The following is a 19,927-nucleotide window of genomic DNA, read 5'->3' on the forward strand; positions in this document are numbered from 1 at the left end:
ACCGACCCGCCGCCGCCGGTGCCGTCGATCATGCGGATCAGCGGCAGGCGATATTCGTGCGCCATCGCCTCGCACTGGATGAACTTGCGGTGCAGCGCCGCGTCGGCCGCGCCGCCGCGCACGGTAAAGTCGTCGGCGCTCGCGACCACCGGCCGCCCGTCGATATTGGCGCGGCCGAAGATGAAGTTGCTCGCAGCCAGATCTTCCAGTTCGCCGTCGGGACCATAAGTGCCCCGTCCCGCGATCTGCCCGATCTCGCGAAAGCTGCCCGCGTCGACGATCGCGGCGAGCCGCGCCCGCGCGTCCATCTTGCCGCGGCTGTGCTGGCGCGCGACCTTTTCGGCGCCGCCCATCTTCTCCGCCATCGCGCGCCGCGCGGCGAGTTCGGCGACTTCCTTTTCCCAGCTCATCGCGCGACGCTAGCTTACGTTGACGGAAACGTCATTCCCATTTTCTCCCCTCCCGTTTACGAGAGGGGCAGCGAGACTTGAGCCTGCGCAGCAGGCGCTGGTCGCAGCGGGGTGGGCATGGGGCGCGGCGTCGCCTGCCCACCTCATTGCGGCTAGGCAGCAAGCTGCCAAGCCTCATTGCCCCTCCCGCCTGCGGGAGGGGACAAAAGGGAGACAAAAATGACCGACATCACCCTCGCAGGCCGCACCGCGCTCGTCACCGGCGCCTCGCGCGGCATCGGGCGCGGGATCGCGCTGGCGCTGGCCAGGGCGGGCGCCGATATCGCGGTCAACTATACGCGCGATGGCGAGGCCGCCGCCGAAACGGTGGCCGGGGTGATCGCACTCGGCCGCAAGGCTCGGGCCTATCAGGCATCGGTCGCCGACGAAGCGGCGTCCGCCGCGATGGTCGCCGCGATCGAGGCCGATTTCGGCCCCATGTCGATCCTGATCAACAACGCCGGCATCGCCAGCCGCGGCAAGACCGTCGCCGGCACCGACGCCGCCGAGGTCGAGAAGCTGCTCGCCATCCACGCGGTCGGCGCCCACCGCCTGTCGCGCCTCGCGCTGCCGCAGCTTCGCCGGCACGAGCGCAGCGATATCGTCGTCATATCGAGCGTCGCGACGCTGAACCACGCCGCGAACGGCGCGCCCTACAACATGGCGAAGGCGGCGGCCGAGGCGCTGGCGCTCACCCTCGCCAAGGAAGAAGTGCGCAGCGGCGTGCGCGTCAACATCGTCGCACCGTCGCTGACCGTCAGCGACATGGGCGAGCGGCTGGCACGCGCGATCACCGGCCAGGACGACATCCACCATCTCGACGCCAAATTCCCCTTCGGCCGCGTCCCCACGCCCGACGACGTCGCCGCGGCGGTGCTGTGGTTCGTCTCCGACGCCAACCCCTATTGTTCGGGGCAGAAGCTCAACATCGACGGCGCCGGACAGGCGAGCTTTCGCTGACCCCCGCACCATCGCCCACATGACCCGTCCCTAATGATCCCGAGGTCCGATCCATGAAATCCTTCGCCGCCCTTGCCCTTGCCGTCCTGCTTGCGGGCTGCGCCGCCGCCCAGTCGAAGGAACCGCGCGCCGCGTCCGAAACGGCGCCGCCCGCCGGCCCGATGTTCGAGCCGACCGAGGTGCGCTCGGCGGGGTCGGTGACGGTCGACGGCGTCGCCATCGCCTATCAGGCGGTGGCTGGCACGCTGGTCGTCCACCCGAAGGGCTGGACCGACACGCTCGCCGCCGAACGCCGCCGCGACAAGGATGCCGGAAAAGACGTCCCCGACGCCGAGGCGTCGATGTTCTACACCGCCTATTTCAAGGAGGGCGCCCCCGCCGAGAGCCGCCCTATCACCTTCTTCTTCAACGGCGGCCCCGGATCGCCGACGCTGTGGCTGCACATGGGCGCCTTCGGCCCGGTGCGCGTCGAGACGCCCGATCTGGTTCACGGCGGCGCGCCCTATCGCATCGTCGCCAACGACCAGAGCCTGCTGGGCGTCAGCGACCTCGTCTTCGTCGACGCGCCGGGCACCGGCTTCAGCCGCGTCGCGGGCAAGGACAAGGCCGACGCCTTCTTCGGCGTCGATCAGGACATCCACGCCTTCACCGTTTTCATCCGCGATTTCCTGTCGAAACACGGCCGCTGGAAATCGCCCAAATATCTCTATGGCGAAAGCTATGGGACGATGCGCGCCGCGGGGATGACGCTGGCGCTGCAACGGCAGGACATCGACCTCAACGGCGTGATCCTGCTGTCCGACATCCTGAACTGGGACCTCATCCCCGACGACCCGCAGCTCAACCCCGGGGTCGACCTGCCCTATATCGTGTCGCTGCCGACCTATGCCGCGACCGCCTGGTATCACAAGCGCGCCGCGGGCAATCCTCCCGAGTTGCGCCCCTTCCTCGACGAGGTCGAGAAATTCGCCACCACCGACTATGCGCTCGCGCTGATGAAGGGGAACGGGCTTCCCGACGATGAGCGGCAGGCGATCGCCGCAAGGCTCCACGCCTATACCGGGCTGCCGCTCGCCTATCTGCTCAAGACGAACCTGCGCATCGAATATGGCGCGATGCAGAAGGAACTGCTCGCCGACAAGGGCCAGACGACCGGGACGCTCGACACGCGCTTCACCGGGCCGACGCTCGACCCGCTGAGCAAGACCGCCTCCTACGATCCGCAGGGCAGCGCGATCGGCGGCGCCTACACCGCGGCGTTCAACGATTACGCCCGGCGCACGCTCGGCTATGGCGAGGGCCGGCATTACGAGGGCAGCCTCGGCGTCTATGGAAGCTGGGATTACAAGCACGAACCACCCGAGGCCGGCAGGCCGCTGATCGCGCTCCCCAACGTGCTGCCGGACCTGGCGGCCGCGATGAAGCAGAATCCGCAGATGAAGCTGCTCGTCACCGGCGGCTATTTCGACGTCTCGACCCCCTATTTCGCGGGCTGGTACGAGCTTCAGCACCTGCCGGTTCCCAAGGAGCTGCAGGCGAACATCGCCTATAAATATTATCCCGCCGGCCACATGGTCTATGTCAACGTCCCGTTGCTTCGCGAGATGCGCGTCGACGTCGCCGACTTCATCCGCCGCACCGACCATATCGACTGAACCGCGCGGCGGTCATCTCATCGCGCCGAAGCCCCGTCATGCGTCCCGACTCGTCCTCGCCGCTCGTCCCCTTCCTCGTCGCCTGCGCGGGGATCGCGACCTATTCGTCGATGGACGTGCTGATGAAGGGGCTGTCGATCGGCATCGGCGCCTATAATGCGGTGTTGTGGCGCACGATGGCGGGAAGCGTGCTGAGCGGTCTCGTCTATTTCGCGGCGCGGCCGGCGCGCCCCGATGCGGCGACGATGCGCATCCATGCCTGGCGCTCGCTGTTCGTCACCGGCATGGCGCTCGGCTTCTTCTGGGCGCTCGCGCGGCTGCCGATGGCCGAGGCGATAGCGCTCGCCTTCGTCGCGCCGCTGCTCGCGCTCTACATGGCCGCGATCTTCCTCGGCGAGCGGATCGGGCGGCGCTCGATCGCCGCGTCGCTGCTGGGATTCGCGGGGGTGCTGGTGATCGTCGCGGGCAAGTTGGGCGACGGCGGGCACGACACGCAGGCGCTGTGGGCGGTCGGCGCGGTGTTCCTTTCGGCGGTCTGCTACGCCTACAACCTCATCCTCGCGCGGCGGCAGGCGAAGATGGCGGGACCGGCGGAGATCGCCTTCTACCAGAATCTGTTCGTCGCGCTGTTCCTGTCGCTTGCGGCGCCGTGGTTCGCGGCGATTCCCGCCGCCGCCCACGCTGCGCCGATCGTCGGCGCCGCGCTGCTCGCCATCCTGTCGCTGCTGCTGCTGAGCTGGGCCTATGCGCGTGCCGAGGCGCAAATCCTGGCGACCACCGAATATACGGGCTTCCTGTGGGCGATGCTGTTCGGCTGGTTCTTCTATGCCGAGCCGGTGACGCTGCCGACGATCGCCGGCGCGCTGCTGATCGTCGCGGCCTGCCTGATCGTCACGCGCAAGACCCCGCGTAGAGATCCGGTCGAACCGGCAGCGGCTTAGGCTCTACTACATAAAGAATTCACACCGCCGCGCGCGCGAGCCGGTCGTTGATCGCCGCGCCCAGCCCATCGGCCGGAATCGCGGCAACCGCGATCCGCGGCTTTACGCTCGCCGCCCCTGCATGCAGCGCGTCGAACAGATGCGCCGCCGCCTCGGTCGCGTCGCCCGCCTCGCTCAGGCAATAGTCGCCGCGCAGGGCACCGAAGCCGATGCCGAACTCGTCGGGCGCAAAGGAAGCCGCATCCAGCCGCACCGGCTTGCCCGGCGCATAATGACTTGCCAGCATACCGGGGGCAACGACGTCGGCCCCCTTGCGTCCGCGGACGGGGAGGCCGCTGGCTGCGCCGAGCATCGCCGCCGTCACCGGCCCCGGTCGCAGCACCTCCACCGCGCCGTCCACGACCCGTGCGATCGTCGATTCGACCCCGGCCGTCGTCGCGCCGTCGTCGATCACCAGCGCGATCCGTCCGTCGAGGCTCGTCAGCACATGCGCCGCCCTCGTCGGGCTCACCCGGCCGCTGGCGTTGGCGCTCGGCGCGGCGAGCGGCGCGCGGCTGGCGGCAAGCAGCGCCTGCATCGCGCGGTGCGCCGGGACGCGCAGCGCGATCGTGTCGAGCCCCGCCGTCGCGATGCGCGCAACCGGGCAGTCGCGTGTGCGCGGCACCACCAGCGTCAGCGGCCCCGGCCAGAAGCGCGCCGCGAGGGTGCGCTCGGCCGCGCCGAACACCCCCAGCGCCTCGGCCGCTGCCAGATCGGGCACATGGACGATCAGCGGGTTGAAGTCAGGCCGCCCTTTCGCGGCATAGATGCGCGCGACCGCATCGGCGTTCCGTGCATCGGCGGCGAGGCCGTAGACCGTTTCAGTCGGCACCGCGACCGGAAGCCCCTGCGCGACGAGCGTCGCGGCGCGCGCGACCGTGTCGGCGTCGAAGGCGCGGACTTCGGTTGCCATACTCTCGATTGGACCATCGGCCATGCCGCGCTATAGCGCCGGCTGCAACGGAATCACCCCCTAAAACGGGACGCTTCATGACCTACACCGCGCCGACCACCGAACATCTATTCGTCCTCGACCATATCGCCCGCATCGACGCGATGGCGCAGCACGAGCGCTTCGCCGCCGCGACCCCCGACATGGTCGAGGCGATCGTCACCGGCATCGGCGACTTCGCGGCAGAGGTCTACGCGCCGCTCAACCGCGTCGGCGACGTGAACAATCCCCGCTGGGAAGACGGCAAGGTGACCATGCCGCCGGGTTTCAAGGAAGCCTATCGGCAATTCGTCGAGGCGGGCTGGGGCAGCCTCGACGGCCCCGCCGCCTATGGCGGGCAGGACCTGCCCTTCACCCTCGCGACCGTGGTGATCGAGGCGCTGGGCAGCGCCGACATGGGCTTCACCCTGTGCAACATCCTGACCCCCGGCGCGATTCACGCGCTGATGGCCTATGGCACCGAGGAACAGCGCCGGACCTGGCTCCCGAAGCTCGTCACCGGCGAGTGGAACGGCACGATGAACCTGACCGAGCCGAGCGCGGGCAGCGACGTCGGCGCGCTGCGCTCGACCGCCGAGAAGGTGACCGAGGGCGAACATGCCGGCCTCTACCGGATCAGGGGGCAGAAGATTTTCATCACCTTCGGCGAGCACGACCTTACCGACAATATCGTCCACCTCGTTCTCGCGCGCACGCCGGGCGCGCCCGAGGGGACGCGCGGCATCTCACTGTTCCTCGTCCCCAAATACCGGCTCGATGCCGAAGGGCGGCCGACGATTTCGAACGGCGTGCGCTGCGCATCGATCGAACACAAGCTCGGCATCCACGGCTCGCCGACCGCGGTGATGATCTATGGCGAGGAGGAGGATTGCCTCGGCGAGATCGTCGGCGAAGAGATGGGCGGCATGCGCGCGATGTTCGTGATGATGAACAACGCCCGCCTGATGGTCGGCTGTCAGGGCGTCCAGATCGCCGAACGCGCGCTGCAGCAGGCACAACGCTATGCCGCCGAGCGCGTCCAGTCGGCACTCGCGGGTTCGCCCGACCGCACGCCGGTGACGATCGAGCATCATCCCGACGTCAAGCGCATGCTGTGGCGGATGCGCGCGCAGACCGAGGCCGCGCGCGCGCTCATCTATTATGCGTCGGCGCAGACCGATTTCGGCAAGCTGGGCGACGCTGCCGCGGCGCTGCGCGCCGACGTCCTGATCCCGCTGGCGAAGGCGCATGCGACCGACATCGGCTGCGAGGTCGCGAGCCTCGGCGTGCAGGTCCACGGCGGCATGGGTTTCATCGAGGAGACCGGCGCCGCGCAGCATTACCGCGACGCGCGCATCGCGCCGATCTATGAAGGCACCAACGGCATTCAGGCCGCCGACCTCGTCGGACGCAAGCTCGGCCTTGCCGGCGGCGAGGGCGTGCGCTCGCTGATCGCCGACATCGCGCACGGCGGCGCCGATTTCCCCGAACTGGCGCAGCTTGCCGAGGCGTGCGGCGCGGTCACCGACTGGCTCGAACAGGCGAGCATGCCCGACCGGCTTGCGGGCAGCTATCCCTATCTGACCATGCTCGCGACGGCGACCTGCGGCTGGCTGATGGCGATCGAGCATCGGGCGGCGAAAGCGGCGCTCGAAGCGGACGACGGCGATGCCGCCTTTCTGGGATCCAAGATCGCCTCGACGCGTTTCTATCTTCAGCAGATCGTGCCCGCCGCGACGGGTCTGGCCGCCGCCGTGCTCGCAGGCGACGCCGTGCTTCCCACGCTACCGCGGATCGGCTGATTTCCGCCGGGGTCGGGCGCATGATTAACGCGATGATAACCATCGCGTCCTAAGCACGGCGGGCAATCGCTGGAGACGTGCGTGCCCAATCCGGTCAGAAGCCTGATCATCAGTTGGCAGTCCATCGGCCTGTCGCTGCTGTTGAGCGTGCTCGTCGGCCTGTCGGCGGCCGCGGTGCCGCTCGACCGGCTGGTCGAAGCGGCCATCGGCCGGTTCGCCTGGCGACCGGTGTCGGGCGATATAGTGGTCGTCGCAATCGACGAGCGAACGCTCGACAATTCGCCCAAATCCAGCTTTTCGCTGACACAGCACGCACAGGTCGTCGACGCGGTCAATGCCGCCGGCGCGCGGCGGCTGTTCATCGATTTCTACTACAACCGACGCGAGGCGGACAGCGACTTTCCCCGACTGACCGGGGCCATTCGCCGCATGGGCGACCGGGTCGTCCTGGGGCTGGTTGCCGGCTCGAACAGGCCCGGCGATTTCCAGCCGACGTTCCTGCCCAGTCCCGCGTTCGGCTCTGCCGCCGGTCAGGCCAGCATAGGGCTGGAATATGATTTCTGGCAGGTCTGGCGTCTCGCGACGGCCGTCTCGATCGGCGGGAAAACCGTTCCGAGCTTTTCCGCGTTGTTGGCGCAGCGGTCGCTTCCGATCGGCAGTTTCGCGCTCGACTATTCCTATCGAACCAGCTCCATTCCTGTTTATGAGGCCATCGACCTGCTCTCGGGAAAGGTCGGCGGGCGCGAGTTGGCGGGCAAGGATGTCGTCTTCGCACCCACCGCCCCCTCCTTTCAGGATGCGCATTTTCTGCCGGGACATAATCGCGTGCCGGGCGCCTTCATCCATGTCATCGGCGCGGAGACGCTGAAGCGCGGCAATCCGGCCGATATAGGCTGGATGCCGGCGTTCGCACTCGCCCTCCTCACGACGTTGGGCGCCGTCGCCTTCCGCCGTGGCCGATGGTTCAATGCGACGGCATTGGGCACGATCGCGGCGCTGATCGTCGTCAAGGTCTGGCTGACGACGATGCTCGTCACCTGTTCGATCGGCGCCGCACTGGTCCTGATCGGGGTGTTCGGTGCCAATGTTTCGCGCCGCCGCCGCCGCGAATCGGCGCTCCACGAAAATCCCGTATCGGGGCTACCCAATTTCGAGGCGCTACGGTCGCAGGCGCCGTTCGGAAGCCACACCGTGGTTGCGGCAAAGCTGGTCAATTTCGGCGATCTCGTCGCCTTTCTGCCCGGCGAAGGCAGCCAGCAACTCGTCGAGCAGGTCGCACGCCGCCTGCAGCTCGCGTCGCAGTCGACGGCGCTGCACCACGACCCCGACGGCAACTTTGCCTGGCTCGTCCCATTTTATCAGCACAGCCAGATCGAGGCGCAACTCGCGGGCCTCGCCGCGCTGTTCAACGCCCCGCTGACGATCGGCGGCGCGCGCATCGACGTCGCGATCGCCTTCGGCGTCAACGACGAGTTCGAGGGATCGAATGCGCAGCGGCTGGCCGCGGCGCTGGTCGCCGCCGATCACGCGGTCCGCACCCGCGCGCTGTGGACCAAACATATGCCGCGCCAGCAGGAGGACGCCGGCTGGCAATTGAGTTTCCATTCGCAGCTCGAGGACGCGCTGACCGGCGGCGACATCTGGGTCGCCTTTCAGCCGCAATATGGCATCGCGACCGGCCAGCTGGTCGGCGTGGAGGCGCTGGTGCGCTGGACGCATCCGACGCGCGGCCCCATCCCGCCCGACGAGTTCATCGTCCAGGCCGAAAAGAGCCAGGACATCTATCGCCTGACGCTGTTCGTCATGGACCAGGCGATCCGGTCGGCGGCCCAGCTGCATGCTCGCGGCCTCCACGCCAACATGTCGGTGAACCTGTCTGCGGCGTTGCTCGACCATGACGACCTCGTCGGCACGATCCGCGTGATGCTCACAGCGCATCATCTGCCGCCCGAACTGCTGACGATCGAGATTACCGAAACCGCGCAGATCGAGAACAGCCGGCAGGCGCGCCAGACGCTGGCGCAGCTTCGTCGTGCCGGCATCCGCCTGTCGATCGACGATTATGGCACCGGCCAGTCCAACCTCGAATATCTGACCGAGATCGAAGCCGACGAGATCAAGATCGACAAGCGATTCGTGATGACGATGCGCGATTCGCAGCGCAACTTCGAAATCGTCAAATCGACCATCGATCTGGCGCATCGCCTGGGCGCCGTCGCGGTTGCCGAAGGGATCGAGGACGCCCCGACGATGGCGTTGCTCCATCAACTCGGATGCGATGTCGGACAAGGCTATCATCTTGGAAAACCGCAGTTGTTTTCCGATCTGGTCGCGTCGATCTTTCCCAACTCCCACAGCCGCATCGCATAGCTGCCAATCTGGCGGCAATCCCATTGGTTAAGACTCGATTTACCTTAAAAATTAAGGTATACGCGCGGTTAACTGTTCTCTTCGTGGGGCAGTGCCGACAGGAGATTGATCATGGGTTGGTTTTGGGGTTGGCTTGGTGGCTCCGGTAGCGCCATCGGCGGCGCGTCCGCCTAAGCCTTGAAAAACTGCAGGAAGGGCCTCGGCATCGCCGGGGCCTTTTCTTTTTGGGCGAATGGCGATTCGGGATGGAGCCATTTCCGTCCGCGCCCGGGCCCCACTGCCCCCATCCCGCTCCCTGCCATGACACGGCCGTTGACGGCCACGCACCTGAAAGCGTCGAACGCCGCGGAATAGCGTGACCGGCGCGCGTCGCGGAGCGTGCGCGAGCGATGAACCGAATCAAATCAGCGACGAATCGAGTCGGTAATCGGGCATTTACTCTCTTGCATCCCTGCGCCGAAGTGGCACTATAGGTGGTGGGTGATCCGTCGGGGGGCCCCAAGAAATTGTATCTGGCTGCAAATGGCGGATTTCCGTCGCTCTTCGTGCAGAGGGGCGGGAAAAGGACGTGGTGCGCCAAATATGTCCCACCCGACGCGCCGAAAGATGCTAGGCTGGGGCTTCGCCCCGAGTCGAACAAGACAAGAACGAAGGCGCCGTCGCGCGCCATGCAAACGGGGTGAAGCAGGATGGATTTTCGCGAGACCGAACGGGTGGAGATGAACGACGTGGCGACGGTGGAACTGACGAGAAACGATGCGCCCGGTGCGGCCGAATCGAAGACTGATTCGCCGGTCGTCGGGCAGGGCGATTCGGGCGAGCCGAAAGTGCACGCGCGCCGATTCGAGGTCACGACCGATTCCAGCCGCGACGCGCTGCTCACCGATTTCGGCAAGGAGACGCTGCAGGACCGCTATCTGCTGCCCGGCGAATCCTATCAGGACCTGTTCGCGCGAGTCGCGTGCGCCTATGCCGACGATGCCGACCACGCCCAGCGCCTCTACGACTATATCTCGCGCCTCTGGTTCATGCCTGCGACCCCGGTGCTCTCGAACGGCGGCACCGGCCGCGGCCTGCCCATCTCCTGCTATCTGAACTCGGTCGACGACAGCCTCGAGGGGATCGTCGGCACCTGGAACGAGAATGTCTGGCTGGCCAGCCGCGGCGGCGGCATCGGCACCTATTGGGGCAATGTCCGCGGCATCGGCGAACCCGTCGGCCTCAACGGCAAGACCAGCGGCATCATTCCCTTCGTGCGCGTGATGGACTCGCTGACCCTCGCGATCAGCCAGGGCAGCCTGCGCCGCGGTTCGGCCGCCTGCTACCTCGACATCTCGCATCCCGAGATCGAGGAGTTCCTCGAGGTGCGCAAGCCGTCGGGCGACTTCAACCGCAAGGCGCTCAACCTCCACCACGGCGTCCTCCTGACCGACGAGTTCATGGAAGCGGTGCGCGACGGCGCCGAGTTCAACCTGCGCAGCCCCAAGGACCAGAGCGTCCGCGGCACCGTCGACGCGCGCGGGCTGTTCCAGAAGCTGGTCGAGACGCGGCTCGCGACCGGCGAGCCCTACATCATCTTCATCGACCAGGTGAACCGCATGATGCCCAAGCATCACCGCGACCTGGGGCTGAAGGTCTCGACCTCGAACCTCTGCTCGGAAATCACGCTGCCGACGGGCCGCGACCATCTGGGCAACGACCGCACCGCGGTCTGCTGCCTCTCGTCGCTCAACCTCGAAACCTGGGACGAGTGGAGCGGCGACAAGCCGTTCATCGAGGACGTGATGCGCTTCCTCGACAATGTCCTCAGCGACTATATCGACCGCGCGCCCGACGAAATGGCGCGCGCCAAATACAGCGCGAGCCGCGAACGCTCGGTCGGGCTCGGCGTCATGGGCTTCCACAGCTTCCTCCAGGCGCGCGGCCTGCCCTTCGAGGGCGCGATGGCGAAATCGTGGAACCTGCGCATCTTCAAGCATATCCGCGCGCAGGTCGACCAGGCGTCGATGCTGCTCGCCAAGGAGCGCGGCCCCTGCCCCGACGCCGCGGACCAGGGCGTGATGGAGCGTTTCAGCTGCAAGATGGCGATCGCGCCGACCGCGTCGATCAGCATCATCTGCGGCGGCACCAGCGCGTGCATCGAGCCGATCCCGGCGAACATCTACACCCACAAGACGCTGTCGGGCAGCTTCGTGGTCAAGAACCCGCACCTCGAATCGCTGCTCGTCGACAAGGCGAAGAACAGCGACGCGGTGTGGAATTCGATCCTCGAAAAGGGCGGCAGCGTCCAGCACCTCGACTTCCTGACGCAGGACGAGAAGGACGCGTTCAAGACGAGCTTCGAGATCGACCAGCGCTGGCTGCTCGAACTCGCCGCCGACCGCACGCCCTATATCGACCAGGCGGCGTCGCTGAACCTGTTCATCCCGGCGGACGTCGAGAAGTGGGACCTGCTGATGCTCCACTATCGCGCGTGGGAACTCGGCATCAAGTCGCTCTATTATCTGCGGTCCAAGTCAGTGCAGCGCGCGGGCTTCGCGGGTGGTGTCGAGGCCGATAACACGGCCGAAGCGCCCAAATACGAACTCACGGCCGAAAGCACCGATTACGACGAATGCCTGGCGTGCCAGTGATGCGCGCACGCGCATCCCTGTCCCGCGGCGAGCGCCGCCACGCATCCTCCGCAGCCCTCGCGCGTTATTCCGACGCGAGGCGGGCTGAAGCGGAGCATGGCGATGAGCGACATCATCCACTACCCGATCCTGACGGCGCTGTTCACGCTGGTCAGCTTCGTCGCGATGATCTGGCTCATCATCAACGCGCGCGGCGTGGCGCGCCTGTTCGCCAAGCGGACCAACGATCTGGAGCCCGGCCCGGCGCCGCGCGGCGTGACGGCATCGGCGCGCGCGGTGTGGATCGCGATCATCCTGTTCGTTCTCGGCGGATTCGGCGCCTTCCTGATGCTGTTCCTGAGCGGGGAGCGTCAGGAGATCGACGCGATCGACAGTCGCGCGACGCTCGGCGCGCCCTATATCCCGCCCGCCGGCTGACGTCGGCACGAGCACCGGGGGCAGGGGCACCGGGCCCGCGCACCCCCTTCTATCACGCCGGACGCCCGCCGGGCCGTCCGGCGTCTGTCCCTGTCCGCCCTGCTGCTGCCATTGCCTGACGAAAGAAACGAACCATGCCTCTTCTCGAAGCCCGCAAGACCTACAAGCCCTTCGAATATCCCTGGGCTTATGATTTCTGGAAGCGCCAGCAGCAGATTCACTGGGTGCCGGAAGAAGTGCCGCTGGGCGAGGATTGCCGCGATTGGGCGCAGAAGATCAGCGACCACGAACGCAATCTGCTGACCCAGATCTTCCGCTTCTTCACCCAGGCCGACATCGAGGTGCAGGACTGCTACCACGAAAAATACGGCCGCGTGTTCAAGCCGACCGAGATCAAGATGATGCTGACCGCGTTCAGCAACATGGAAACGGTCCACATCGCGGCCTATTCGCACCTGCTCGACACGGTCGGCATGCCCGAAAGCGAATATGGCATGTTCCTCGAATATGAGGAGATGCGCGCCAAGCACGACTATATGGGCACCTTCGGCGTCGACAATGACGAGGACATCGCGCGTACGCTTGCGATGTTCGGCGGCTTCACCGAAGGGCTTCAGCTCTTCGCCAGCTTCGCGATGCTGATGAACTTCCCGCGCTTCAACAAGATGAAGGGAATGGGTCAGATCATCAGCTGGTCGATCCGCGACGAGAGCCTGCATTGCGAAGGCATCACGCGCCTGTTCCACGCCTTCGCCAAGGAACGCGACTGCCTGACCAAGGCGGTGAAGGAGGACATCATCGACTGCTGCCAGAAGACGGTGCGGCTCGAGGATGCGTTCATCGACCTGGCGTTCGAGCAGGGTCCAGTCCCCGGCATGACGCCCAAGGAGATCAAGCGCTATATCCGCTACATCGCCGACTGGCGCCTCGGGCAGCTCGGCTTCCAGCCGATCTACATGATCGAGGAGCATCCCCTCCCCTGGCTCGCGCCGCTGCTCAACGGCGTCGAGCACGCCAACTTCTTCGAAACCCGCGCCACCGAATATTCGAAGGCGGCGACGCGCGGCGACTGGAATAGCGTGTGGGACAGCTTCGACAACCGCAAGAAGGCGAAGGCGAACGACGACGCGCCGGTCGACGAAGCCGAAAGCGACGGCGAGGACATGTTCGCCAAGGCAGGCATCGCGGCGGAATAACCCTTCCTTACCCCCTCCTGCTCGCGGGAGGGGCAGCGAGACTTATTTATGGGCTCCGTCCCATCAATCACGGCGGGGCGGGCATCCGATGTCCGCCCCGGACGCATAGGAACCAGAAGTCAGAGACGACAGAATGACCGAAAAGAAGAAACTCAAACTCCTGATCCTCAGCCAGCCCCAGCGCGCGACGCTCGAGGGTCTCTCCAACCGCCGCCCCCAACTCGCCGCCGACCCCATCCGCGACGAACTCGTCGCGCTGGGCCTCGTCGCGCAGCAGGGCGCCAGATGGGCGCTGACCCCGACGGGCAAGAAGGTGCTGGCGGCGAACTCCAACCGGCGGAACAAGGGCGGATTTTCGGTTTAAGGCGGCTATTCCGGTCGCTCCGGGTTCCCCCAGACGATCCTGCAGGGGAATCGCCCCCGAATGCCGCGGCATCAATGCACCGACACCGAACCACCGGGGCTCCGCATGCGGCCCACCGCGAACATCACGCCGCCGCGCACCGCATCGGGCGAGTCTTCGAGCAGGTAGAGCTTGACCAGTTCGCGCGTCACCTCGCTGTCATCGTCGACGACCAGCCGCAGCGACGCGATGCCGAGGTCATTGCGTTCGATCACCACGTCGCGGATCAGCGCGAGCGGCCACGCGGCGTCGGTGCCACGATAGAGCTGCGCGCCGTCGTGGACGATCCAGGCATCGCGGCGCCGCCACGCGCGGAAGAAGCCGACGAAGCCGAAGATCGCCGCCGCAAGAACCGCGGTCACCACCAGATTGCCGAACAGCAGGTTCATCGCGACCTCCGTCACGTTCGCGCCGCGTGCCTGCCGCGCGATCAGGCCGGCCGCCGCCAGCGCGCACAGCAATTGCCCCGCCAGCAGCGGCTTCGCCCTCAACCGGCCGATCACGATCATCCTGGAACCCCGGTGCGTCATCGCCCGGTCCATAGCATCGCCGCCGCACCGCGCCAGCCCGCGCGCGTCCCGGCGCCACGCTACTCCGCTCTCCCTCCACGACGGGTTGCGGGCGACCGCTTTGCCCGACTCGGCGGGCGCATGGTAGGCTGGTCCGGAAAAGGAGAAATGCCATGCAGGTCGTGACCGAAGGCGATCGCCGCAAGGAGGTCCGCGCGCTCCTCTATCAGATTCAGGCGCATCCCGAGCGCGACTGGACCGCGGCGCGGCGGCGCATCGCCACGCTGAACCGGCTGATCGCGCCGCGGCCCGCGTCCCGCCACTGACGCCTCGCGCCGAAGTCGGAAGCCCGCTGCAAGAGCGAATCGGAAAGCCGATGGTCTGCGACGACCATTCCGCTACCGCCGGCCGCGTTCGTCGCAACCTCGCGGCGTCTCGGCGCTTTTCGCCATCCTTCCAGATTCAGCATAAGCGTGTGTAAGAAATAGGTAATTTCTAACGGCAGCATCTGATCAGACAGTCGGCGCGACTTGGCGCCATGCAACAGCGCCGCCGATCCTTCGTTTTACCCGCATCCGTCCCTTCGCGGACTCCCATACCCGATGGAGAATGATGATGCGCAAGACGATGATGATATTCGCCGCGGGCACCGCGCTGCTTGCGGTTCCCGCATTCGCCCAGCTCGACGTCGGCGGTGCCGTTGGCGGCACGCTCGGCGCGCAGGTCGATCCGGGCGCGACGGTCGGCAATACGGTCGATCGGGTGACGCAGCCGGTCGGCGACACGGTCGACCGCGTCGACGGCACGGTGAACAGAACCGCCGATGCGACCAAGCTGACCCTCGCGACGCGCGAGGAGGTACGCGCCGGCGTTCAGGTCACCGACACCAAGGGCAAGAGCATCGGCACGGTGCAAAGCATCGATGGCGACAATGCGGTGGTGGTCGACGGCGGCAAGCTTTACAACGTGCCGCTTTCCTCGCTCTACCGGCAGGCTGACGGCGCGGCGGGTACGCTGGTGACCAAGCTGCCGAAGGCCGGCCTCGAGGCGCGCGGCAGCGCCGAGGGCGAGACGAACGCCGACGCAACGACGCGCTGAAGTCAGTCAAAAAGCTCCGGCCGCCGCGATCCGCGTGGCGACCGGGCGAGTATCGAACGGAGCCGGTCCGCGTGTCCGGCTCCGTTTTTCGATGCGCAACCGATTGCCCGCGCGGGAAGGGGCTAACCTCGGCTTTCGCCAAAAAGGAAATGGCCCGCCCCGGGGCGTCGGGACGGGCCAGTTTCGGTGCCGGGGTGCCGGATTGCTCCCCCGGCCCTCTGGTTATCCGATCATTCCTCGAACAGGTCGACCGCGTTCGCGGCGTTCGCCGACAGGCGAACCGTGTCGCCATCGACCGAAGCGACAAGACCAGCCGGCAGATAATGATGCCGGCCGTCGCCGCTGTCGGCGCGGGTCAGCTTGATCCGCTCGCCGTCGAGATGATCGACAGTGCCGATATGGACGCCGTCGGCGCCGATGACATGCATATGTTCCTTGATCGCGCTATGGTCGTGATCGGCCATGGTCTGTCTCCTTGCCGCGCCGCCGTCCGTTCCGCGGCGACGATGGAGGTGATACGCGCAAGGCCCGCTTCGGCTCCGCGCGCTCCGACGAACCGCCCGAAAGCTGCGGTCGCGCAGCGTCTCGCGACAGGATGGGGTCTGTCAGGGCGCGCCGCGCGGTTCGTCGTCTTCGATGCCGCCCGGCCCCAGTTCGGCCTCTTCGTCATCGTCGCTGCGCTCGCCGCGATAGGCGTCCATGTCGATCCGGCCCGATCGCTCCATCTGGCGCATATGGTCGATCAGGTCCTCGGCATCGTCGCGTTCGTCGCGCGCCTTCGTCTTCCGGCTGTCTTCGAGCGGGCGAGCGCGGCGCGCGGCCTCGGCGACGGTCTGGGCCTGCGCCTCCTCGTCCTGCTGTTCGCGGTTCCGCGCCTCGGGCGCTTCATTCTTGTCGTTGCGGGGTTCGTCGACCATGACCGGCTCCATCGCTGGGGGATGACCGGGAAACGCCCGAGGCGCCGCGGCCGTTCCGTCAGGCAGCGGCGGTCAGCAGCTTGTTCTCGATGATGCGGACGAAGACCTCGGGATCCTGCGCACCGGGAATCAGCATACGTCCGCCGAGGATGAAGGCCGGCACGCCGGTGATATTGTTATCGGCCCAATACGCCTCTTCGGCGCGGACCTCCTCGGCATAGGCATCGCCCGCGAGGATCGTGGCGGCGCGCGCGGGATCAAGGCCCGCCGATGCCGCGACATCGGCCAGCACCTGCGGATCGCCGACGTCGCGCTTGTCGGTGAAATGGGCGCGAAAAAGCGCGAGCTTCAGCGCGGTCTGGACCCCGGTCGCCGTCCCCGCCGGTTCGGCCGCTTCGCATCCAGCCGCCCAGGCGAGCAGCCGGTGGGCGTCGAAGCTGTTGCGCATGCGGAACGCGAGCCCGCGGTTGAAGACGAAGCCCAGGTCGGCGGCCGCGCCAGCGAGCCTTTCGCTGTTCGCGCGGCTCTGTTCGGCGCTGATCCCATATTTGCGCATCACGTGGCTCGCCGCGTCCTCGCCCTCGGGCGGCATGTCGGGGTTGAGCTCGAACGGGTGCCAGCGGACGCGAAAGGTCAGCCGCCCCGCGAAATGCGCCATCGCCTGTTCGAAACGGAGCCAGCCGATGATGCACCAGGGGCACATCACGTCGGATACGATGTCGACGTCGAGGCGCGGGGTCGCCGTGTCGGTCACGATTGTCCTCCTGCGCACCGCCGTGCGTGTTGACCGGATTCAGGAAGGCGAACGGCGATCCTTGCCCGAACGGCGATCGTCACCGCTGCGTCGCTCCGGCCCTTTGTAATTCGGGTCGTCCGCTACCCTCCGGTCACCCGAGCGCCGATCCGCCCGGTCCCTCTTGTCCTGATCTCGCGACATGGTCTTCCTTTCCCACGCGAAAAGGGAAAAGCTGCTGCGACCCGCGAAACATTATTCACATTATCGGCGAAAAGACAATCGGCGGAGTATCGAAGGCCCGGTTCAGCCGCCCTCCGGCATGGCGCTGCCCGCCGTCAGGGCGGAGCGCGACAGGGTCCACCAGGCCCCGATCATCAGAGCGGTGGACAGCGCTTCGATGATCATCGCCTGGACGATGCCGCCATTGACCACATCGCCGCTCGCGGCGCCGATCAGGCGGCCGAGAAGCGCGGTGCCATAGAGCGCCGCGGGGACCAGCAGCGCGCGAAGCCAGCCGGGCACGAGCGCCCCGACCGCCGCCCCGCCGGCCGCGACCAGGAAAAAGGCCGACATGTCGGCACGCACCGTATTCGCGGCGGCGCCATCGATACCGATGCCGAACTGTTCGACATAGGTGGCGGGATCGAGCACGCCCCGCACGCCCAATATGGCGAACAGCAGCGCCCAGAGCAGGACGGCGCCGCGCAATACCCAGTTGATCATCGCTCTTCTCCCTTGCTGGCCGCAGGCTGCGGCATCGCCGGGAAAAGTGCAATCCCATCCTTGCGCGCCGCGAGGGCGCGCCGCGCTTCGGATCAGGCGGCGTCGGCCGCGAAGCTTTGCTCGATCCACCCGCCGCCGAGCACCCGGCTCGCATCGCCGGCGTCATAGAGCACCGCCGCCTGCCCCGGCGCGACGCCATATTCGGGCGCCGCGAACAGCAACCGGTCGCCCACCATGCGCGCCGGCACCGGCTTCGCCATGCTGCGAACCTTCGCCAGCACATCGCGCCCTTCGACATCGGCGAGCCAGTTCGCCTCGCCGAGCCGCGCGCCCGATACCGCGAGCGCCCGCCGCGGGCCGACGACGACGCGCTTCGTCTCCGCCTCCAGCCGCACGACATAAAGCGGCTCGGCCTGCCCGCCGATGTCGATCCCGCGGCGCTGGCCGACCGTGTAGTGGATCAGGCCCTTGTGCGCGCCGAGCAGGGTGCCGTCGACATGGACGATCTCTCCCCGGTCGTCGGCTTCGGGCCGCAGCTTGCGCACGAGTCCCGCATAGTCGCCGTCGGGGACGAAGCAGATGTCCTGGCTGTCGGGCTTGGCCGCGACGCCGAGGCCGAGCTCGCGCGCGATCTCGCGCACCGCGCTCTTTTCGAGCCCGCCGAGCGGGAAGCGCAGGAAATCGAGCTGCTCCTGCGTCGTCGCGAACAGGAAATAGCTCTGGTCGCGCGCCGGATCGAGCGCGCGGTGCAGTTCCGCGCCGGCAGGGCCCATCACGCGGCGCACATAATGGCCGGTCGCCAGACAATCGGCGCCCAGATCGCGCGCGAGTTGGAACAGGTCGGTGAACTTGACCCCCATGTTACAGCGCACGCAGGGAATCGGGGTGCGCCCGGCGAGATATTCGTCGGCGAACTGGTCGATCACGGTGTCGCGAAAGCGGCTTTCATGGTCGTGGACATGATGCGCGAAACCCAGCCGGTCGGCGACGGCGCGCGCGTCGCGGATGTCCTGGCCCGCGCAGCAGGCACCGACGCGCTTCGCCTTCGCGCCATGCTCGTAAAGCTGGAGCGTCACCCCGATTACCTCGGCGCCCGAGCGCGCGGCGAGCGCCGCGACCACGCTCGAATCGACGCCGCCCGACATGGCGACGACGATTCGCCGGGCCTTCAGCGGTTCGGCGAGCTGGAAATCGCCGAGTCGGTCGGGGGTGAGCAGCGCTGCCATGATGGCCGCCATCTAGGGACGATAGCGGCGAGATGCCAGTATTTCCGGGACGTCTGTCAAAATATTGACGGAGATTAAGCTTCGCTAACAAGCTCTGAAATGAGCATTTACGCGGCCTTAGGCGGTTGCCGCTAGACGGGTGGCATGAACCTTGTGCCGTCCGATCTTCCGCCCTTCGCCGGTGCGGCCCGCCTGTCGAAGCCCGGCTTCGACATATTGCTGGCGGTGTCGAGCGCGCGGCAGGCGGCGTTGCCGACGGTGCGGATGATGCGCGAGCGCACACACGGCGAAGCGCATGCGGTGCGGGTGGGCGCCGTCCGCGACCTGTTGGGGGGCAGGCGCGGCGACATGCAGGACGCGGCGGCACGGCCCGCGCGCTTCTTCGACCTGTCGCCCGAAACGCAGGATTTGACCGAAACCGTGAACGGTCCGTTTACCAGAGGGTTTCAGCCGATGTTGAGCCCCGCCTTTCTAGACCGGCGAATGTCGGTTGAACCGATCCCCCCCGTTGCAGACATTATGGAATGAGCATGATCGAGAATCAGAAAATCCGCCCGGCCCAGGTCATCGGCCCCCTCGGGGAACCGCTGACGCTGGACACGCTGCCGCCGCCGAACACCACGCGCTGGGTCGTCCGACGCAAGGCAGAGGTCGTCGCCGCGGTCAATGGCGGGCTGCTGACGGTCGACGAAGCGTGCGAGCGCTATAGCCTGAGCCTCGAGGAATTCGCCAGCTGGCAGCGCTCGATCGACCGCAGCGGCATGGCCGGCCTGCGCGTCACGCGCATCCAGCACTACCGCGACCTCTACGAGCGCCAGCAACGCTTCTGACCGCGAGCATCGCTGGACGAAAGGGGGCGCCTTCGGGCGCCTTCTTTTTGCCCCGCACCCCGCCCCAGCGGCGGCGGGATCAAGAAAGAATC

21 protein-coding genes are annotated in these 19,927 nt (G+C 66.9%); 13 read left to right on the forward strand and 8 right to left on the reverse strand.

What is annotated here, in order from left to right; genetic code table 11:
- On the reverse strand, nt 1-410 hold a 410-nt coding region (locus ABS88_RS18100), incomplete at its 3' end, for a carboxyl transferase domain-containing protein (RefSeq protein WP_286750256.1).
- A gap of 219 nt (nt 411-629) precedes the next feature.
- Here ABS88_RS18100 and ABS88_RS18105 point away from each other — a divergent pair.
- From ABS88_RS18105 to ABS88_RS18115, 3 genes are read left to right on the forward strand one after another with little or no spacing between them, the layout of a single operon-like run.
- Nucleotides 630-1,409 carry an SDR family NAD(P)-dependent oxidoreductase gene (locus ABS88_RS18105; RefSeq protein ID WP_286750257.1) on the forward strand — a complete coding sequence of 260 codons (780 nt, stop codon included), beginning with the start codon at nt 630-632 and terminating at the stop codon, nt 1,407-1,409.
- A 53-nt stretch (nt 1,410-1,462) separates the two neighbouring features.
- Nucleotides 1,463-3,064 carry a S10 family peptidase gene (locus ABS88_RS18110; protein ID WP_286750258.1) on the forward strand — a complete coding sequence of 534 codons (1,602 nt, stop codon included), beginning with the start codon at nt 1,463-1,465 and terminating at the stop codon, nt 3,062-3,064.
- 38 nt (nt 3,065-3,102) lie between these two features.
- The gene (locus tag ABS88_RS18115) at nt 3,103-4,005 is read left to right on the forward strand and encodes a DMT family transporter (protein WP_286750259.1); all 903 of its coding nucleotides are present in this window, start codon (nt 3,103-3,105) and stop codon (nt 4,003-4,005) included.
- A gap of 19 nt (nt 4,006-4,024) precedes the next feature.
- On the opposite strand, the gene ABS88_RS18120 is transcribed toward ABS88_RS18115, so the two are convergent.
- Nucleotides 4,025-4,957, reverse strand: coding sequence for an L-threonylcarbamoyladenylate synthase (locus ABS88_RS18120; RefSeq protein ID WP_286750260.1), 933 nt, complete (start codon nt 4,955-4,957; stop codon nt 4,025-4,027).
- A 77-nt stretch (nt 4,958-5,034) separates the two neighbouring features.
- On the opposite strand from ABS88_RS18120, the gene ABS88_RS18125 reads away from it, so the two are divergent.
- The 6 genes from ABS88_RS18125 to ABS88_RS18150 all read left to right on the forward strand — a co-directional run bounded on the left by ABS88_RS18125 (nt 5,035) and on the right by ABS88_RS18150 (nt 13,757).
- Nucleotides 5,035-6,777, forward strand: a complete 1,743-nt coding sequence (locus tag ABS88_RS18125) for an acyl-CoA dehydrogenase (RefSeq protein ID WP_286750261.1) — start codon at nt 5,035-5,037, stop codon at nt 6,775-6,777.
- 81 nt (nt 6,778-6,858) lie between these two features.
- Entirely contained in the window at nt 6,859-9,147 is a 2,289-nt protein-coding gene (locus tag ABS88_RS18130; protein ID WP_286750262.1) for an EAL domain-containing protein, read from the forward strand.
- A 689-nt stretch (nt 9,148-9,836) separates the two neighbouring features.
- Nucleotides 9,837-11,780: a ribonucleoside-diphosphate reductase subunit alpha gene (locus ABS88_RS18135; RefSeq protein WP_212598475.1), complete on the forward strand. Its 1,944-nt coding sequence runs from the start codon at nt 9,837-9,839 to the stop codon at nt 11,778-11,780.
- A gap of 102 nt (nt 11,781-11,882) precedes the next feature.
- On the forward strand, nt 11,883-12,197 hold the full coding sequence (locus ABS88_RS18140) for a hypothetical protein (protein ID WP_286750263.1): 315 nt from the start codon (nt 11,883-11,885) through the stop codon (nt 12,195-12,197).
- A gap of 134 nt (nt 12,198-12,331) precedes the next feature.
- Nucleotides 12,332-13,393 carry a ribonucleotide-diphosphate reductase subunit beta gene (locus ABS88_RS18145; RefSeq protein WP_286750264.1) on the forward strand — a complete coding sequence of 354 codons (1,062 nt, stop codon included), beginning with the start codon at nt 12,332-12,334 and terminating at the stop codon, nt 13,391-13,393.
- A 133-nt stretch (nt 13,394-13,526) separates the two neighbouring features.
- Complete coding sequence (locus ABS88_RS18150) at nt 13,527-13,757, forward strand: hypothetical protein (protein ID WP_067106118.1); 231 nt, start codon at nt 13,527-13,529, stop codon at nt 13,755-13,757.
- A gap of 71 nt (nt 13,758-13,828) precedes the next feature.
- Here ABS88_RS18150 and ABS88_RS18155 read toward each other — a convergent pair whose 3' ends face one another.
- Complete coding sequence (locus ABS88_RS18155) at nt 13,829-14,326, reverse strand: hypothetical protein (RefSeq protein WP_286750265.1); 498 nt, start codon at nt 14,324-14,326, stop codon at nt 13,829-13,831.
- Between the two features lie 152 nt (nt 14,327-14,478).
- On the opposite strand from ABS88_RS18155, the gene ABS88_RS18160 reads away from it, so the two are divergent.
- Together ABS88_RS18160 and ABS88_RS18165 are read left to right on the forward strand one after the other, a co-directional pair.
- Nucleotides 14,479-14,631: a hypothetical protein gene (locus ABS88_RS18160; RefSeq protein ID WP_169799637.1), complete on the forward strand. Its 153-nt coding sequence runs from the start codon at nt 14,479-14,481 to the stop codon at nt 14,629-14,631.
- Between the two features lie 289 nt (nt 14,632-14,920).
- Entirely contained in the window at nt 14,921-15,403 is a 483-nt protein-coding gene (locus ABS88_RS18165) for a hypothetical protein (protein ID WP_286750266.1), read from the forward strand.
- Between the two features lie 230 nt (nt 15,404-15,633).
- On the opposite strand, the gene ABS88_RS18170 is transcribed toward ABS88_RS18165, so the two are convergent.
- The 5 genes from ABS88_RS18170 to mnmA form a co-directional block, all read right to left on the reverse strand.
- Nucleotides 15,634-15,867, reverse strand: coding sequence for a DUF2171 domain-containing protein (locus tag ABS88_RS18170; RefSeq protein ID WP_067106114.1), 234 nt, complete (start codon nt 15,865-15,867; stop codon nt 15,634-15,636).
- Between the two features lie 141 nt (nt 15,868-16,008).
- Nucleotides 16,009-16,320 (reverse strand): hypothetical protein, encoded by a 312-nt coding sequence (locus ABS88_RS18175; RefSeq protein WP_067106112.1) that lies wholly within the window; start codon nt 16,318-16,320, stop codon nt 16,009-16,011.
- 58 nt (nt 16,321-16,378) lie between these two features.
- Nucleotides 16,379-17,074: a DsbA family oxidoreductase gene (locus tag ABS88_RS18180; protein ID WP_286750267.1), complete on the reverse strand. Its 696-nt coding sequence runs from the start codon at nt 17,072-17,074 to the stop codon at nt 16,379-16,381.
- A gap of 285 nt (nt 17,075-17,359) precedes the next feature.
- Complete coding sequence (locus ABS88_RS18185) at nt 17,360-17,779, reverse strand: hypothetical protein (RefSeq protein ID WP_286750268.1); 420 nt, start codon at nt 17,777-17,779, stop codon at nt 17,360-17,362.
- Nucleotides 17,780-17,871: 92 nt separating this feature from the next.
- The gene (gene mnmA, locus ABS88_RS18190; protein WP_286750269.1) at nt 17,872-19,005 is read right to left on the reverse strand and encodes a tRNA 2-thiouridine(34) synthase MnmA; all 1,134 of its coding nucleotides are present in this window, start codon (nt 19,003-19,005) and stop codon (nt 17,872-17,874) included.
- 144 nt (nt 19,006-19,149) lie between these two features.
- Between mnmA and ABS88_RS18195 the strand changes: the two genes are divergently transcribed.
- The gene (locus tag ABS88_RS18195; RefSeq protein ID WP_067106108.1) at nt 19,150-19,533 is read left to right on the forward strand and encodes a hypothetical protein; all 384 of its coding nucleotides are present in this window, start codon (nt 19,150-19,152) and stop codon (nt 19,531-19,533) included.
- A 2-nt stretch (nt 19,534-19,535) separates the two neighbouring features.
- Nucleotides 19,536-19,835: a CtrA inhibitor SciP gene (sciP, locus tag ABS88_RS18200; RefSeq protein WP_067106105.1), complete on the forward strand. Its 300-nt coding sequence runs from the start codon at nt 19,536-19,538 to the stop codon at nt 19,833-19,835.
- Nucleotides 19,836-19,927 lie beyond the last annotated feature (92 nt).

The sequence above is a fragment of the Sphingopyxis sp. SCN 67-31 genome, from assembly GCF_001725095.1.